A 13,511-nucleotide genomic window follows, 5' to 3' on the forward strand; every position below is an offset into this window, starting at 1 on the left:
ACCTTCCGGCTGCAGGAGTGAGCTGCCACTGGGCTAGTCCTGCAGGCTGCTCAGCTTGACCACTCGGCACCTCGGTTGGGGGTGCTCGGCGGCGCGCACCCACCGGAAGCACATAGTGCCGGACGTGTGGCCTGCGGTGTCGATCCAGTTCGGCAGGCCGGGGTCTTTGTGCGCCACAATCAGGCGCACCGAACCGTCGGCTTCGCAGTGGGCGAGATGCTTGTTGGTGTGGATCGTGAAATGGCGATAGTCCAGCGACTCCATCCAGTAGTTGTTCAGCTGAAAGTTCCAGTGCTCGCACTCGGGAGGCGTGGCTTCGATGAGCAGCACTTCGTCGGGCGCCAGTGCCCAATGGCTGTGGTAGTAGGTGATGTTCGGATCCCCGCCGGCGGCCAGTGATACATCCGGATCGAACATCGGCAGTTCATTGCTGTGCTTGGAGAAGTCACGCGCCCACTTGGCGAACAGCAATGGTGCGCCCATCACCAGCGCCCCCGCTTTCTTCAACCCCTCATCCAGAGCCCCTGCCGTCAGGTGGGAGGGGCGGCGCTGGTCGGGGGGACAATTGATGCGCTCAATGGTCAGATCTGCCGGGGTTTCCGTAGTGCGGTCCCCAAACGTCTGGCGGACCACCAGCGTGCCGGTCTCGGACGTCATCGGGAGCCAGTTGGTGCCCTGTGGCGTGCTGCTGAGCACCAGTTCGAAGCACCCGTCGGGGTCCATCTCGATCTCGTCGGATTCGATGTATCCCGTAGGGGGCAAACCGCCGCCCTGGCCGTAGTTGCCGGACTGGGTTCCGAAGCTCAGGTAGGCGATGTTGTTGCGCCGACCGGTGATCGTGTACTCGTAGTTCCCGTCCAGCGCGGCCGTCAGATAGAAGTTGTCGGGATTGTCCGCGCCTAGCTTCGTGGTCTCGTCGACAACACGATGCAGCACGGGCGCGTTGGGGTCGGCGTGTTCGACGAACGCCGTCAGACCGGCGCGGGCGAGACGGCTGAGGTACCGGTATCCCTCAGCTTGGCTGAAAGGGTCCCGAGGAGCGCCGGGGAAATTCAACGCGGCTCCCGCCGCCTTCAACGAGTCGCAGAACTCGTTCCACGACTGGCCGCTCGTGACGCGCTGGGCGGCCACATCGTCGTGCGTCTTGCCACGCACTCTCAAAACGAGCAAGGAGACCCTTCGAAACGCAGCTAGGAGACCGATGGCGAACCGTCGCATGGCCTACGTCTACTGACTCAAACGGCTCGGCAGCAACGGGGGCCCCTGCTACGCGGCGGGATCGAGTTTGTGGGCGAGCATCTCTTCGTAGAGGGGCAGGCTTCGCTGGTAGAGCTCGTAGAGGCGAGGCGTGTCCTCCAAGGGCGGGTATTCCGTGGGGGGTTGGTAAAAACCGGTGCTCTGACGGAGCGCATCGTGCCATAGGCCGGCGCCCTCGCCGTACCAGCTCACTTCGGTGCGTTCACCCTGGGACCACTCGAGCGCTTCGGCGATGAACGGGATGCCGACGGCGTCGCAATAGGCCCGGATCGTTCCTCCAGGGTCGCCGGTCAGGTCGGAGGCGTCGATGACGGGCGGGGCCGTGCCGTCGCGGTCGGCGATACGGCGGAACAGGCGGTGCAGCGACCCGAATCCGACCTCGTCCCACGTGCAGTCCGGCCAGTGATGGCCCAGCCCCTGGACCACCCGCTTCGGGTCCCGGATCAGGAACGTGTGGGTCGTCGCCGAAAGCTTGGCGTCGTCGAAGTCGTGCTCGATCGAATAGGCAAAGTCCTTCACGAACACGCTCTGAGCCTCGGCAAGCGCTGAGATCTCATCCCAGAACGACGCATAGTTGTGGCCCGGTCGAGCGGGGACATGGGCGTCGCGCTGCGACCGGCGGTCCTCGCCGTAGTAGTAGAGCTCGTTCCACGGCTCGTGGAAGCACTCGAAGTCGCCTCGCTGGCGCATCATCCACTCGAACGCCGTGGAGATCGAACGGGGCGTGGCCCACAGGATCAAGAACATCTGTGAGACCCCCGCTCAGCCGGCTCCGGCACCGTGATCCCTTCTGGTGTCGCTTCTGGTCGTGCGGGTGCTCGACCGCTCGTGACGGCTGCGGGACAGCGCGGCGTCGCCCTGCGGTGTGCCGTCGTGGAACGAGCCGATCATCTCGTCCAGCGGCGACTCGAGTCCGCCGTAGTTGCACTCGATGAACCGGTGGTGGAGCTGGTGGTGGAAATCGCCCAGCTCGAACCTGGCCTGGCGGCGTTTCTGTGGCCCCAACAGCAGAGCGTCGTAGCCGGTGTGCGACAGAGGCGCCCCGATGCCGTGGTGCATGGCCATGAAGTAGAGGTGCACCGGGTGCGACGGCAACAGGAACAGCAGCACCACGTCGGAGAAGAGGACAAGGTGCTCGGCGGGATGCATCGCGAGTCCCGACCAGGGCCCCACATTCACGTTGCGGTGGTGCCAGGAGTGGACGTAGCGGTACGCCGGGCCGGTGTGCAGCAACCGGTGGTGAGCCGAGAAGTACAGGACAGACCACCACGGGATGATCGCCAGAAACACCACGAACCAGGCGGGGTTGTCGCCGAACGTGATCGATGGTGCGTACCCGTTGGCGTAGGCCCACAACAGCAGTGCTTCGAACCCGGTCCAGACTCCGACGGCGGGTACGAGCGTGAGGAAGATGTTCTCCCTCACCTGATTTCCGAACAGGAACACCCGCTTGTTCCGGCCGAACGGCCGGGCGTCATAGCGCAGACCGTCACCCTGGCGACCCATGACGTAGAGCCAGACGTGAAGCCCGCCTGCAACGACGGTCACGAGGATCAAGTTGCGAAGCCATACCTCAAGAATCCAGCCGAGTTCGAAGTGCTTGGTGCGCTCGGCCGAGGGCATGAACCATGCCCAGATCCCGAACGACACAGCCAGCATGAAGAAGCGGGACCGCAACGGGAGCCAGGTGCGGCCGAGGTGCTTTGCGATGGCAACCGGTCGGGGCGGCCAATGAAGGAAGGGCGCCGAGCGCAGCGGTAGCTCCGGCGCGAAGTTCCACATTGTGCGACCGCCATCGGGCGACAGGGGCATGGCATCACCCCCGAGCGGTCTCGAGCGGCTGTTGGCGGGTCTGTGAGCCTGCCACTGACACCAGTGTATGTTCGGCGTCGAGACTGCCGAAAGACGCATTTCGGTTCAGTCGGAGCAACGGAGCGGCATGAACGAACCGCTGTCGAATCAGCCGCAGTTCAACGAGCACGGTGCCCAGGTCACGGGGAGATGCATCTTTCGCTGGGACGAGCTCGACACGACGCGCTGGGACGCCGACCAGGTCGAGGCGCAGATCGTGACCGGCGAGCACATGCACCTGATCCGGGCGGTCTACGAGCCGGGTGCGACCTATGAAATGCACAGTCATCCCCACGAGCAGTTCAGCCTGCTGCTGTCGGGTCACATGCTCCTGACAGTGGGCGAGGAAACCGCCGAGATCGGGCCGGGCGACGGCTGGTATGCGCCAGGCGGCGTGCCGCACGGCGGCGAAGTACTCGGCAACGAGCCGGCGGTGTTCATCGATGTCTACTCGCCGGCAACCACCTGGATCCTCGACGTGTTCGCCGCCGGCCGACGGATCAGTCCCAAGGATTGCTGACTCGGAGCTGATCGAATCGCTCGAAATCGCTGAGGTTTCTGGTGACAACGGTCATGTCGTGGTGGAGGGCAGTCGCAGCGATGAGTGCATCTCGGAAGGGCGCTGGGTCGGGAACATGAAGTGCCGCTGCCATGCGGGCGATCTCGGCAGTGACGGGGAGAAGTCGGTCTTCGAAGGCCGAGCTCACGCTGCCGTCGAGCCATGCCCGAAGAAGTTCGCCCTGCGCCGGGTCACGCCGTTCGGCAAGGAGGACGCCGTGTTCGAGTTCGTGCAGCGAGACGACCGACATGAACATGAGCGCGGTGGGTACAGCGCTCGCCCACTCGTTGACGCCGAGGTTGGCCTTGCCCGAGCGGGCTTTGCGAAGCTCGGAGACGATGTTTGTGTCGAGGACGAACATCAATCGAACGCTGCGGGCTGAGCCGTCTGGTGCGACGCAGGCACTTGGAAATCGATGTCCTCGATTCCCGGAGGGTCGGCGAGCTGGTCGATGATGCTGGCTCGGTTTCCGGCGAGGCGTGTGTAGTCGGCGAACGTGAGCAGGACGTGAGAGGGCCGTCCGCGGTCGGTGATGTAGACCGGTCCGTCGTGCGCTGCCTTCTTTGCGCGTCCCGTGTCTTGGTTGAACTCGCGGCTGGTGAGCTTGATCGTGGACATCCTGCCTCCAGATATGTAGCAATGTTACTACATAATCCTCTGGATGGTGACCCATGTTGAGGTCGAGCTGATTCAGACAGTCACGATTTGCAGGGACGTGTGCTGCGCGATGACGTCAAAGTCGCGGTCGCAGTGGAGGACAGGAATGTCGAGCCGGATGGCCACTGCAGCGATCACAGCGTCCATCTGGGAGCGAATGGTGATGCCTCGCCGCCGCAGTTCCCGATAGATCGATGCCGCGGAGAGCCAGTCTCGCCAGGGTTCCAGAGTTTCGAAGTGCTGAGCTTCCAAGACTCGCTGAGTTCGGCCGACAGCCCCGGCGTGGGCGCCAGCCATGACTTCGAGCCCGACCGGATCGATAACCGACACTTCGTGCTGCTCAATCGAATCGAGCAGTGCGAACGCGACATCGGAATCGGCACCGCGCAGGTGCTCGACCCACGCGGATGAGTCAGCCAGAAGCATCGGGTTCTTGCCCCCAGTCCCCGAAGCGGTCGGCACGCATGGCATCGAGGTCACCGTCCCAACCGATGCCCCTGGTGGCCAATTGCTCCTCGATGCTCATCGGCTCGCCTCCGACGAGGTGTTCCAGCGCAAAATGCACTGCATCGCGCTTGGTTCTGAGCCCGTATCTGCTCATCGCTCGTCCGATCAGCTCGTCGTCGATATCGATGTTGGTCCGGCTCATGGGCACAATTTACACCTGGTGGTGTAAACATGTGTATTGCGACAACCCGCCCAATGACCGGCAACGACGAGGCAGAGTAAGTGCAGGACAGTCGGCCGGGCGAACGAGTTTCTGGGAAGCTGGGGTGATGGGCGAGCCCACAGCGCCGCAAGCTCAGCCGACCGAAGGGCGGAGCTATCCGACGACGGCGCGCGGCGCACGGCCGACGTTCTTCGATGACGAGGGCGCGACCGATGCGGTCCTGGCGATCGTGACGGCGCTGGCGGCCGAGGTGTGGACGTTGCGGGAGCGGCAGAACACGCTCGAAGCGGTGCTCACCGAAGCCGGCATCGACGTCACCGCGGCGATCGAGGCGTACCGACCCGACGGCGACCAGATCGCAGCCCGAGCGGCCGAGGCGGCGGCGTTCGCCGGTCGCGTGTACCGCGTGTTCGAGGAAATGCGTGAAGAGGCGCTGGCTGGCGAAACGCGGGACCGGTATCTCCAAGTCGTCGACCGTGCCTTCGCCGAGCTATAGACAGAGGACAGCCAGATGAGCCAGCAACGACACGCACTTCTTCCCACCGAGACGCACGACGAGGTCGCTCGGGAGAGCTTCGTCCAGGCGCTGAAGTCGCACATCGCGACCCGGGCCAGTCCCGGCGTACGGGAGATCTACGACTGTCGGGTGCGGGACCGGTGGGTCTCCGAGCACGGCGCCGAACCGGCCGATCGCCACGAAGTCCGCGAAGCACTGAGCTCGGACACGTACTACCGGCTGTGGAGTTCGGTCCGGCGATCCAGCCAGCACCTGCTGTGGAGCTCGGTCGGCGATGCCGTGGCTCGCCAGGCCGACGATCTCGCAGAGCGTGCGCGTGCAGCCGACGCGGGGTTTGGATCCTTGCGACTCGACCCCGATCTCGAGATCCCCTGGTACAACGCCGAAGTCGACATCCATGCCATGCCAGGCGGCTACCGGGGCGAGTACACCGACGACGACGTGTCGGCCGGAGCGGTGTTCGACCGTGGCGTCTACGTGTACGCGATGGGCCAGTTGGGCGCCCTCAATGACGACTACGGGCAGTCGATTTGCCAGAACTACCTGGCGGTCTCGTACCCCGAGTTCTCACCGCGGCGGATTCTGGACATGGGCTGCACTTCCGGCAATTCCACGCTGCCGTATGTCGACGCTTTTCCGGAGGCCGAAGTCTACGCCATCGACCTGGGCGCGCCCGTGCTGCGATACGCCCACGCGAGGGCCGAGTTACTTGGGCGAGCAGTGCACTTCTCCCAGCAGAACGCCGAGTGCACCGACTTCCCCAACGCCAGCTTCGATCTCATCGTGTCCCACATCGTGATTCACGAGATTGCCCCTGCGGCGCTGCGGAGAACCCTGGCCGAGTGCCGCCGTCTGCTCGCTCCGGGCGGGCTCATGGTGCACGGTGACTTCGCCGGGTACGCGGGCGTCGATCCCGTCACTCAGGCGATGATCGACTGGGACACCTACAACAACCACGAGCCCTTCTGGGGCCCGATGCGCGACATGGACCTCGTTGCCGAGTCCGTGAGTGCCGGGTTCGACGATGGTGCAGTCGAGATCACCTCCGTGCCCACGGGGCGGGTGCTGCAAACCGGCAAGAAACAGCAAAGCGGGCAGCTCACCCTGCTCGTCGGCCGGACCTGACCGACCTCTCGAGCAGTCTGCGATAGGCGGCGGCGCCAGCGCCGCGTCAATAGCGCGAGCGCCAGGGGCTGCCCTCGGTGGGGTAGGGGTACTGCATGTAGTACTCGGACTTCATCCTCACGCAGTCGTGCGCCATGTCGAATGCCTCGACGACGGCATCTGGCAGCGGTCCGCCCCCTGACGCCGCCATGATCGGCTCGAGCTGTTCGATGCGTGACACGCCGATGAGCACCGCATCGCCCAGCGATGCATCGACGGCGGAGTGATGCTGGGTCCAGCGCACGGCCGCTTCGAGCGTGCTGAGGCCGGCTGCTGACGCGGCGGCTGTGATGGCATCGAGCGCTGCGAACATCTCATCCCGGTGCAGGTAGCGCTCCTGGTACTGCCTGACGCGGCGCGACTGAGCGAAGCGGTCGACCCCCTTCACCGGCTCGACACCCTTGCGGTACTTGCCGGTGAGGAACCCGCTCGCGAGCGACCCGTGGGTGTAGTAGCTGATGCCGTAGTTGCGAAGCACCGGGACAAGTTCGTACTCCGCTGTGCGGTTCAGGGCGTTGTACACCCCCTGGTACACGGTCGGCATCACGTACCCCTGGCGCTGGCAGTACTGAGCGATCTCGACAACCTGCCAAGCGGGGAAGTTCGACAGGCCGAACCGCTCGAGCTGGCCGGCAGCATGGCACTCGTTGATCTCGGCGAGCGTGTCTTCGAGCGGCATCTCGGTCGAAGGCATGTGGATGTAGTAGATCGACACCGAGTCGCGCTGCAGGGCTGTGAGCGACTGCTCCATCTGCGTGACCGGGCCTCCGTCGAGGGTGGGGTGATACTTGGTGCCCACCCTGATGGGGGCGCTCGCCGGCAGCCGGCCGATGACCGCCTCGCTCTGGCCGTTCTGGTAGAGCCTCGCCGTGTCGAGTTCCTCGCCGCCGAGCTCTGCGAAGGTTCGAAGCAGGTCATTGCAGGAGTCGTCGGTTGCCAGGGGATGGTCGCGAGTCGTTTCCTTGGGTTTGCCGAAGGCAATTGCACCCAACACGACGGGCGCTGCTTGGGTTCGTGTCACCAGATCGGCCATGGATCCCCCCGATGTCGTGAGGAACCGACCCTAGGTCTCTGGCCCATGGATGTTGTTGACTGATGGGGCCCACGTCCACGACAGGAGGGTGACCTGATGGAGGTCGTCAACGAAGTGATGCCCACGAGCCCGGGGCGCATCGACGAGATGATGCAGCCCGGTCCCGACGGGCCGATCTACATGGTCAACCTGCTGAAGTTCAAGGACAAGGCCGAGTACGAGGACGGGCGGGAAACCGATCTCACCGGCTACGAGGCGTACCAGCTCTACGGCCGAGCGGTCATGAAGATCATCCAGGACTACGGCGGCGAGATCCAGTTCGCGGCGGACGTGACGTTCCTGGCACTCGGCCAGGTCGAGGAGCTGTGGGACGAAGTCGCGATCGCCAAGTACCCCAACCGGGGCGCACTACTGGCAATGGCGTCATCAGACGAGTGGCGGGCAGCCTCCGTGCACCGCACGGCTGGGCTGGCCGGTCAACTCAACATCGAGACCGTCGCCCAGTTCGTCCGAGGCTGAACGCCGACGGGACCGCCGCGGAGGTTGGCACGCACCGATGTGTGTTCAGGCGCCGGATCGGGCTTGATCTCGGAGTGACGCGAAGTAGGCCGCGTCGGCGCTGCCGGCGATGGGAGAGCGAGCGCCGTCGAGGAGTGCAGCGCTCAACTGACGGCGGTCGAGGTCGCGCCGTATCAGTTCACGTACGTACTCGCTCGTCGATCCGTACCCGCCTTGAATGACCTGAAAGTCGACGAGGCTCTTGAGATCGGTCGGCAGTGACACGTTCATCGTGGCCATGGAACCTGAGCGCACTGGTTTGGCAAAATTTGCCATGTCAATGCCGGCCCCCGGAATTGCCGATGGCTTCGAACACGACAGAGGCGTCGCGGCCTCAGGTCAGGTCCAGCGTGTCGACGCTCACCGGACCGCCGATCGAATCGAGCACGACAGCGGTGATTCTCATCTCTCTTCCTCCGTCGGGATTCCTTCTGGCTGGAAGGTTGAGGCGAGGAGGTCAGGTACGGTCGTGCGTATGAGGATCGGGGAGCTGGGCGATCGCTGCGGGGTGAGCACGAAGACGATTCGATATTACGAGTCGATCGGTCTGCTGGATGAACCAGACCGCACAGCGAGCGGGTACCGCGAGTACGAGGGCGACGCGGTGGCGCGCTTGCAGTTCATCCGGGATGCGCAGGCCACTGGTCTGTCATTGGCCGAGATTTCTTCGGTGCTTGAGCTCAAGAGCGTCGGCGAGCGTTCGTGCGCGCACACCACGACGCTCATCGAGGCCCACGTGGATGCCATCGACGCCCAAGTCGCCCAGCTGCGGTCGGCCCGCAAAGAGCTGGCTGCGCTGCTGAGGCGGGCACAAGGGCTCGACCCGGCATCATGCACTGACCCCAATCGCTGCCAGGTGATCAGCCGATCCCGCTAGTCGACTTGACCTTCCAGCCGAGTGGAACCTCTAGGTTGGACGCGTGGCCGCCGAGGCAACCGTTCGATCCGACCTGGCAATCGACGGGATGACCTGTGCCGCCTGCGCGAGCCGGATCCAGAGTCGGCTCGACCACCTGGATGCCGTGGCTGCAGCGAATGTGAACTTCGCCACCGGGCGCGCCACGATCACCCATGACGGATCGCTCGACGAGGCGATCGTCGCCGCCGAGATCAATGCGCTGGGTTACTCAGTCATCGCTGCCGGCGAAGGTGCCGCATCCGAGCTGCGACGCCAAGCAGACCTGCTGACTCGCCTGGTCATCGGTGTGGCACTGACGGTGCCGTCGGCGCTGGTCTCGATGATCCCGGCGTTGCAGTTCGGCGGCTGGGAATGGCCGGTTGCAGTGCTGGCAACGGTGGTGATCGTGGGGTCGGGGTGGCCGTTCCATCGGGCGGCAGCGGTGAACCTGCGGCACGGCGCCACCACCATGGACACGCTCGTGTCGATGGGGTCGCTGTCGGCGCTGGCTTGGTCGCTGACCGTGTCGGCTGCCGGTGTCGGCGACGGCCATGTGTATTTCGAGACCGGCGCCGTGATCGTGACGCTCATCCTGCTGGGAAAATGGCTGGAGCTTCGAGCCAAGCGCCGCTCCGGCGATGCGATCCGGGTGTTGGCCGATCTGGGTGTCCGGACAGCTCGGCTGGTCGACGGGCGCGAGGTCGCGCTCGCTGATCTGGCGGTCGGGATGCGGTTCGTGGTCCGGCCGGGGGAGCGAATCGCCACTGACGGCGTGGTCGCCGAGGGGCGTTCGGCGGTCGATGCGTCGATGGTGACCGGTGAGCCGGTGCCGGTCGAGGTAGGGCCCGGCGATGAGGTGATCGGCGCCACCATCAATGCGAACGGCTCGCTCGTCGTCGAGGCGACGAAGGTGGGCGCCGACACGGCGCTGGCCCAGATCATCCGGCTCGTCACCCAGGCCCAAGGCAGCCGGGCAGAGGTGCAGCGTCTCGCCGATCGGGTCGCGGCGGTGTTCGTGCCCTTCGCCCTTGTGACGGGAATCGTGACGCTGGTGGCGTGGTCGGCGCTGGGCAACGCGGCGAGTGAAGCGTTCAGCGCGGCCGTAGCGGTGCTGATCATCGCCTGCCCCTGTGCCCTCGGGTTGGCGACGCCGCTCGGGATCATGGTGGGGACTGGTCGCGGCGCACAGCTCGGGGTCATCATCAAGGGAGGCGAAGTCCTCGAGGACACACGCTCGGTGGACGTCGTGCTGGTGGACAAGACCGGCACGCTCACCGAGGGAGCCATGACGCTCGCCGGCGTCCATGCGGGCGAGCTTCCGGCCGCCGAGCGTGACGAGGTGCACCGGCTGGCGGCATCGGCCGAGGCGCTGTCGGAGCACCCGATTGCTCAAGCGATTGCTGGCTCCGTCGACGGGTTGGCCAAGGTGGATGACTTTGAGACCACGCCGGGCTCCGGGGTGACGGCGACGATCGGCGGCGTGGAGGTTCGAGTGGGCCGACGCAGCCTGTTCGACAACGTGCCCGGACCTGTCGCTGAACTGGCCGGGAGCGCCGAGGCCGCAGGGGCGACAGCCGTCCTTGCCGGTCGCAACGGCTCAGCCGAGCTTGTCCTGGTGGTCGCCGACCGCATCAAGTCGACCTCGCAGGAGGCGATTGCGGCACTGCACGACCAAGGTCTGGCGGTCACGCTGCTCACCGGTGACAACGAGCGCACTGCCCGGACGGTCGCAGCCAAGGTCGGCATCGAGTCTGTGATCGCCGAGGTCTATCCGGGTGACAAAGCCGCCGTCGTGCAAGAACTCCAAGCCGACGGGAAGCGCGTGGCGATGGTGGGCGATGGCATCAACGACGCCCCGGCGCTCGCGCAGGCCGATCTCGGCATTGCCGTCGGGACTGGTACCGACGTGGCCATCGAGGCCTCCGATCTCACCGTCGTGAGCGGCGATCTGCGTGCCGTCGCGGATGCCATCGCGCTGTCGCGCCGCACACTGTCGACGATCAAGGGCAACTTGTTCTGGGCCTTCGCCTACAACGCCGCTGCGATCCCGCTTGCGGCGCTTGGCATCCTGAACCCGATGATCGCTGCAGGTGCCATGGGCATATCGTCGCTGTTCGTCGTGACCAACAGCCTCCGTCTCCGACGCTTCGCGGGCTACCGCCAGACTGACTGATCTTGTGACCAGCGACAAGTGGACTGCGACGGACATTCCTGATCAATCGGGGCGGGTGGCGGTTGTGACGGGCGCCAACTCGGGGAACGGTCTCGAGACGGCGCGGGCCTTGGCAGGCCGTGGTGCGATGGTGGTGCTTGCGGTGCGGGATCTCGACAAGGGGGGAACGGCGGTCGATGCCATCCGGGCCGAACATCGGGGTGCTGACCTCGTGTTGCAGGAGCTCGACCTGGCGTCGCTGAATTCGGTGCGTGGAGCGGCGTCAGCCATCGGGGATCGGTTCGAGCGAATCGACCTGCTCGTCAACAACGCAGGGGTCTTTCACACTCCGCGCCGTCAGACCGCCGACGGGTTCGAGATCCGGATGGGCACCAACCACCTCGGCCACTTCGCCTGGACTGGCCTGTTGCTGGACCGGCTGATACCCGTTGCCGGTTCGCGGGTTGTCACGGTGAGCAGCAACGCTCACCGCTACCGCTCACGGATTGACTTCGAACGCTTCGGAGTCGCGCAAGGCCGCAGCCAATCCGCTGCGTACGGCCGGTCGAAGCTGGCGAACCTGCTGTTCACCCGCGAGCTGCAGCGCCGGCTGGTGGCGGCAGGGGCTCCGACTGTAGCGTTGGCGGCCCATCCGGGCTGGTCCGAAACGGGGATCCTGCGACATTTCCCGGGCATACGGATTGTCCATCCGCTGATCGGGCCGTTGCGGCACAGCGCAGCCATGGGCGCCCTCGCGACGCTGCGGGCCGCGACCGATCCCGCCGCTTCCGGCGGCCAGTTCTACGGGCCGGACGGCTTCATGGAGATGCGCGGCCATCCGGTCTTGGTGCCCTCAAGCGCCCGGTCACGCGATGCGGAGCTGCAACGGCGGCTGTGGGACGCGTCACAAGAGCTCACCGAGGTCCAATTCGAGGTGTGAGCCAGTTCAGCGAACCCACTCTCTTGGTGGATCGCGCGTTGAGCAGTGGGCCGCACTCGCGTCCTATGTCTTGTACCAACCTCCCTGACAGAGCGGCCCCGGGCCGGAGAGACAACCTGATCGAAAGGCGCCCATATGAAGGCGGCAGTCCTGCACAAAACGCACCAGCCGATGGAGATCACTGAAGTCGCGACACGCAGCCCTGGTCCTCGTGAGGTCCTGATCGCCACCGCCTATGCCGGCCTCTGCCATTCCGACCTGCACTTCATTGAGGGGCTCTTCCCGCATCCACTGCCGGCAGTGCTTGGTCACGAAGCGGCCGGAGTCGTCGAAGCGGTCGGCAGCGACGTCACGTATGTCAAGCCAGGCGACCATGTGATCACCTGTCTCTCCGTCTTCTGCGGCGAGTGCGAACGCTGCTTGTCGGGACAGCCGTCCACCTGCTCGGACATCACGGTCAAGCTGCCTCCTGGTGCCAGCGATCACCTGGAATGGGACCGGGCCGAGTAATTGCCATCGACACGAATCCCGACAAGCTGCAGCTGGCGCGCATGCTGGGCGCAACCGATGCGGTGAACCCGCTCGAATCAGACCCTGTCGAGGCGGTGCTGGACCTGACCGGCGGGGCAGTGCACCACGCAATCGAATGCCTGGGCATGAACACCACTGCCGAGCAGGCATTCAACATGCTGGTCCTGGGCGGAACTGCCACGATCGTCGGCATGATCCCGGCGGATCAGAAGATCTCCGTTGACGGGATGCACCTGTTGCGGGGGCGCACGCTGAAAGGATCGGCGATGGGATCGAACCGATTCCGCATTGACATGCCGCGGCTCGTCGAGCTGTATCTCCAAGGCCGGTTGCATCTCGACGAATGGGTGTCGGCGATGGTCACCCTCGATCAGATCAACGACGGCTTCGCTGACATGCGCGCAGGCAGGGTCGTCCGGTCGGTGATCAAGTTCGACTGACGTCGCAAGACTGGCTGCGGTGACGCTCAGCGTCGCCATTCCGAACGCGCTCAGGACGCCGATCACGCTTGAGACGGCCCCACATTCGCCGCCACAAAGATGGCAGCCCGAAGTCGAATATCAATCCACGGCTGACATCGGCGCCTGGGTAGCGCGTCCCGCGATCCCTGAGCGCCGTCTTTGAGTCCACGATCGTCACAGTAATACCCACCCAAGTGGAACCGTGTAGACGAATAGGAGAGTCAGAACTGCTTGGGCGCCGACCCGTCGCTGGACTTTCGTCA

At 65.0% G+C, this 13,511-nt stretch carries 16 protein-coding genes and 1 pseudogene; 8 read left to right on the top strand and 9 right to left on the bottom strand.

Annotated elements, in window-relative coordinates; all coding sequences use genetic code 11:
• Positions 1-33: 33 nt before the first annotated feature.
• The 3 genes from ACOQPH_RS04585 to ACOQPH_RS04595 are packed head-to-tail and all read right to left on the bottom strand — an operon-like array spanning position 34 to position 3,069.
• On the bottom strand, positions 34-1,218 hold the full coding sequence (locus ACOQPH_RS04585) for a hypothetical protein (protein WP_420623549.1): 1,185 nt from the start codon (positions 1,216-1,218) through the stop codon (positions 34-36).
• A gap of 48 nt (positions 1,219-1,266) precedes the next feature.
• Positions 1,267-2,004 (bottom strand): sulfotransferase family protein, encoded by a 738-nt coding sequence (locus tag ACOQPH_RS04590; protein ID WP_420623550.1) that lies wholly within the window; start codon positions 2,002-2,004, stop codon positions 1,267-1,269.
• A 15-nt stretch (positions 2,005-2,019) separates the two neighbouring features.
• A complete protein-coding gene (locus tag ACOQPH_RS04595; RefSeq protein WP_420623551.1) occupies positions 2,020-3,069 on the bottom strand; it encodes a sterol desaturase family protein in 1,050 nt (349 codons plus the stop codon).
• Positions 3,070-3,196: 127 nt separating this feature from the next.
• Between ACOQPH_RS04595 and ACOQPH_RS04600 the strand changes: the two genes are divergently transcribed.
• Positions 3,197-3,628, top strand: coding sequence for a cupin domain-containing protein (locus tag ACOQPH_RS04600; RefSeq protein ID WP_420623552.1), 432 nt, complete (start codon positions 3,197-3,199; stop codon positions 3,626-3,628).
• On the opposite strand, the gene ACOQPH_RS04605 is transcribed toward ACOQPH_RS04600, so the two are convergent.
• The 4 genes from ACOQPH_RS04605 to ACOQPH_RS04620 form a co-directional block, all read right to left on the bottom strand.
• Positions 3,609-4,028 (bottom strand): type II toxin-antitoxin system VapC family toxin, encoded by a 420-nt coding sequence (locus ACOQPH_RS04605; protein WP_420623553.1) that lies wholly within the window; start codon positions 4,026-4,028, stop codon positions 3,609-3,611. The two genes, ACOQPH_RS04600 and ACOQPH_RS04605, sit on opposite strands and share 20 nt — an antisense overlap.
• Positions 4,028-4,285 carry a type II toxin-antitoxin system Phd/YefM family antitoxin gene (locus tag ACOQPH_RS04610; RefSeq protein ID WP_420623554.1) on the bottom strand — a complete coding sequence of 86 codons (258 nt, stop codon included), beginning with the start codon at positions 4,283-4,285 and terminating at the stop codon, positions 4,028-4,030. The genes ACOQPH_RS04605 and ACOQPH_RS04610 overlap by 1 nt, the downstream gene beginning before the upstream one ends.
• 72 nt (positions 4,286-4,357) lie before the next feature.
• Positions 4,358-4,750: a type II toxin-antitoxin system VapC family toxin gene (gene vapC, locus ACOQPH_RS04615; protein WP_420623555.1), complete on the bottom strand. Its 393-nt coding sequence runs from the start codon at positions 4,748-4,750 to the stop codon at positions 4,358-4,360.
• Positions 4,737-4,973, bottom strand: coding sequence for a type II toxin-antitoxin system VapB family antitoxin (locus ACOQPH_RS04620; RefSeq protein WP_419552903.1), 237 nt, complete (start codon positions 4,971-4,973; stop codon positions 4,737-4,739). The genes vapC and ACOQPH_RS04620 overlap by 14 nt, the downstream gene beginning before the upstream one ends.
• A gap of 127 nt (positions 4,974-5,100) precedes the next feature.
• Here ACOQPH_RS04620 and ACOQPH_RS04625 point away from each other — a divergent pair, with 127 nt between their 5' ends.
• Both ACOQPH_RS04625 and ACOQPH_RS04630 read left to right on the top strand, forming a co-directional pair.
• A complete protein-coding gene (locus ACOQPH_RS04625) occupies positions 5,101-5,490 on the top strand; it encodes a hypothetical protein (protein ID WP_420623556.1) in 390 nt (129 codons plus the stop codon).
• 15 nt (positions 5,491-5,505) lie between these two features.
• Entirely contained in the window at positions 5,506-6,636 is a 1,131-nt protein-coding gene (locus tag ACOQPH_RS04630) for a methyltransferase domain-containing protein (protein ID WP_420623557.1), read from the top strand.
• 46 nt (positions 6,637-6,682) lie between these two features.
• Here the strand turns inward: ACOQPH_RS04630 and ACOQPH_RS04635 are convergent, their stop codons facing one another.
• Complete coding sequence (locus ACOQPH_RS04635) at positions 6,683-7,708, bottom strand: aldo/keto reductase (protein WP_420623558.1); 1,026 nt, start codon at positions 7,706-7,708, stop codon at positions 6,683-6,685.
• A 96-nt stretch (positions 7,709-7,804) separates the two neighbouring features.
• Between ACOQPH_RS04635 and ACOQPH_RS04640 the strand changes: the two genes are divergently transcribed.
• Entirely contained in the window at positions 7,805-8,227 is a 423-nt protein-coding gene (locus ACOQPH_RS04640; RefSeq protein ID WP_420623559.1) for a DUF1330 domain-containing protein, read from the top strand.
• 45 nt (positions 8,228-8,272) lie between these two features.
• On the opposite strand, the gene ACOQPH_RS04645 is transcribed toward ACOQPH_RS04640, so the two are convergent.
• Complete coding sequence (locus ACOQPH_RS04645; protein ID WP_420623560.1) at positions 8,273-8,506, bottom strand: ribbon-helix-helix domain-containing protein; 234 nt, start codon at positions 8,504-8,506, stop codon at positions 8,273-8,275.
• Between the two features lie 235 nt (positions 8,507-8,741).
• Between ACOQPH_RS04645 and ACOQPH_RS04650 the strand changes: the two genes are divergently transcribed.
• The 4 genes and pseudogenes from ACOQPH_RS04650 (at position 8,742) to ACOQPH_RS04665 (ending at position 13,227) form a co-directional block, all read left to right on the top strand.
• Positions 8,742-9,143: a heavy metal-responsive transcriptional regulator gene (locus ACOQPH_RS04650; protein ID WP_420623561.1), complete on the top strand. Its 402-nt coding sequence runs from the start codon at positions 8,742-8,744 to the stop codon at positions 9,141-9,143.
• A 43-nt stretch (positions 9,144-9,186) separates the two neighbouring features.
• On the top strand, positions 9,187-11,337 hold the full coding sequence (locus ACOQPH_RS04655) for a heavy metal translocating P-type ATPase (RefSeq protein WP_419552909.1): 2,151 nt from the start codon (positions 9,187-9,189) through the stop codon (positions 11,335-11,337).
• Positions 11,338-11,341: 4 nt separating this feature from the next.
• Positions 11,342-12,256, top strand: coding sequence for an SDR family NAD(P)-dependent oxidoreductase (locus tag ACOQPH_RS04660; protein ID WP_420623562.1), 915 nt, complete (start codon positions 11,342-11,344; stop codon positions 12,254-12,256).
• Between the two features lie 135 nt (positions 12,257-12,391).
• Positions 12,392-13,227, top strand: a pseudogene (locus ACOQPH_RS04665) (alcohol dehydrogenase catalytic domain-containing protein).
• Positions 13,228-13,511: the final 284 nt, after the last annotated feature.

It is taken from the genome of Candidatus Poriferisodalis sp. (assembly GCF_965221945.1).
Lineage (GTDB): Bacteria > Actinomycetota > Acidimicrobiia > Acidimicrobiales > Poriferisodalaceae > Poriferisodalis.

Bases quoted from the DNA above. Each gene is read 5' to 3' on its own strand.
- ACOQPH_RS04585 (WP_420623549.1), bottom strand. From the start codon at position 1,218: ATGCGACGGTTCGCCATCGGTCTCCTAGCTGCGTTTCGAAGGGTCTCC.
- ACOQPH_RS04590 (WP_420623550.1), bottom strand. From the start codon at position 2,004: ATGTTCTTGATCCTGTGGGCCACGCCCCGTTCGATCTCCACGGCGTTC.
- ACOQPH_RS04595 (WP_420623551.1), bottom strand. From the start codon at position 3,069: ATGCCCCTGTCGCCCGATGGCGGTCGCACAATGTGGAACTTCGCGCCG.
- ACOQPH_RS04600 (WP_420623552.1), top strand. From the start codon at position 3,197: ATGAACGAACCGCTGTCGAATCAGCCGCAGTTCAACGAGCACGGTGCC.
- ACOQPH_RS04605 (WP_420623553.1), bottom strand. From the start codon at position 4,028: ATGTTCGTCCTCGACACAAACATCGTCTCCGAGCTTCGCAAAGCCCGC.
- ACOQPH_RS04610 (WP_420623554.1), bottom strand. From the start codon at position 4,285: ATGTCCACGATCAAGCTCACCAGCCGCGAGTTCAACCAAGACACGGGA.
- vapC (WP_420623555.1), bottom strand. From the start codon at position 4,750: ATGCTTCTGGCTGACTCATCCGCGTGGGTCGAGCACCTGCGCGGTGCC.
- ACOQPH_RS04620 (WP_419552903.1), bottom strand. From the start codon at position 4,973: ATGAGCCGGACCAACATCGATATCGACGACGAGCTGATCGGACGAGCG.
- ACOQPH_RS04625 (WP_420623556.1), top strand. From the start codon at position 5,101: ATGGGCGAGCCCACAGCGCCGCAAGCTCAGCCGACCGAAGGGCGGAGC.
- ACOQPH_RS04630 (WP_420623557.1), top strand. From the start codon at position 5,506: ATGAGCCAGCAACGACACGCACTTCTTCCCACCGAGACGCACGACGAG.
- ACOQPH_RS04635 (WP_420623558.1), bottom strand. From the start codon at position 7,708: ATGGCCGATCTGGTGACACGAACCCAAGCAGCGCCCGTCGTGTTGGGT.
- ACOQPH_RS04640 (WP_420623559.1), top strand. From the start codon at position 7,805: ATGGAGGTCGTCAACGAAGTGATGCCCACGAGCCCGGGGCGCATCGAC.
- ACOQPH_RS04645 (WP_420623560.1), bottom strand. From the start codon at position 8,506: ATGGCCACGATGAACGTGTCACTGCCGACCGATCTCAAGAGCCTCGTC.
- ACOQPH_RS04650 (WP_420623561.1), top strand. From the start codon at position 8,742: ATGAGGATCGGGGAGCTGGGCGATCGCTGCGGGGTGAGCACGAAGACG.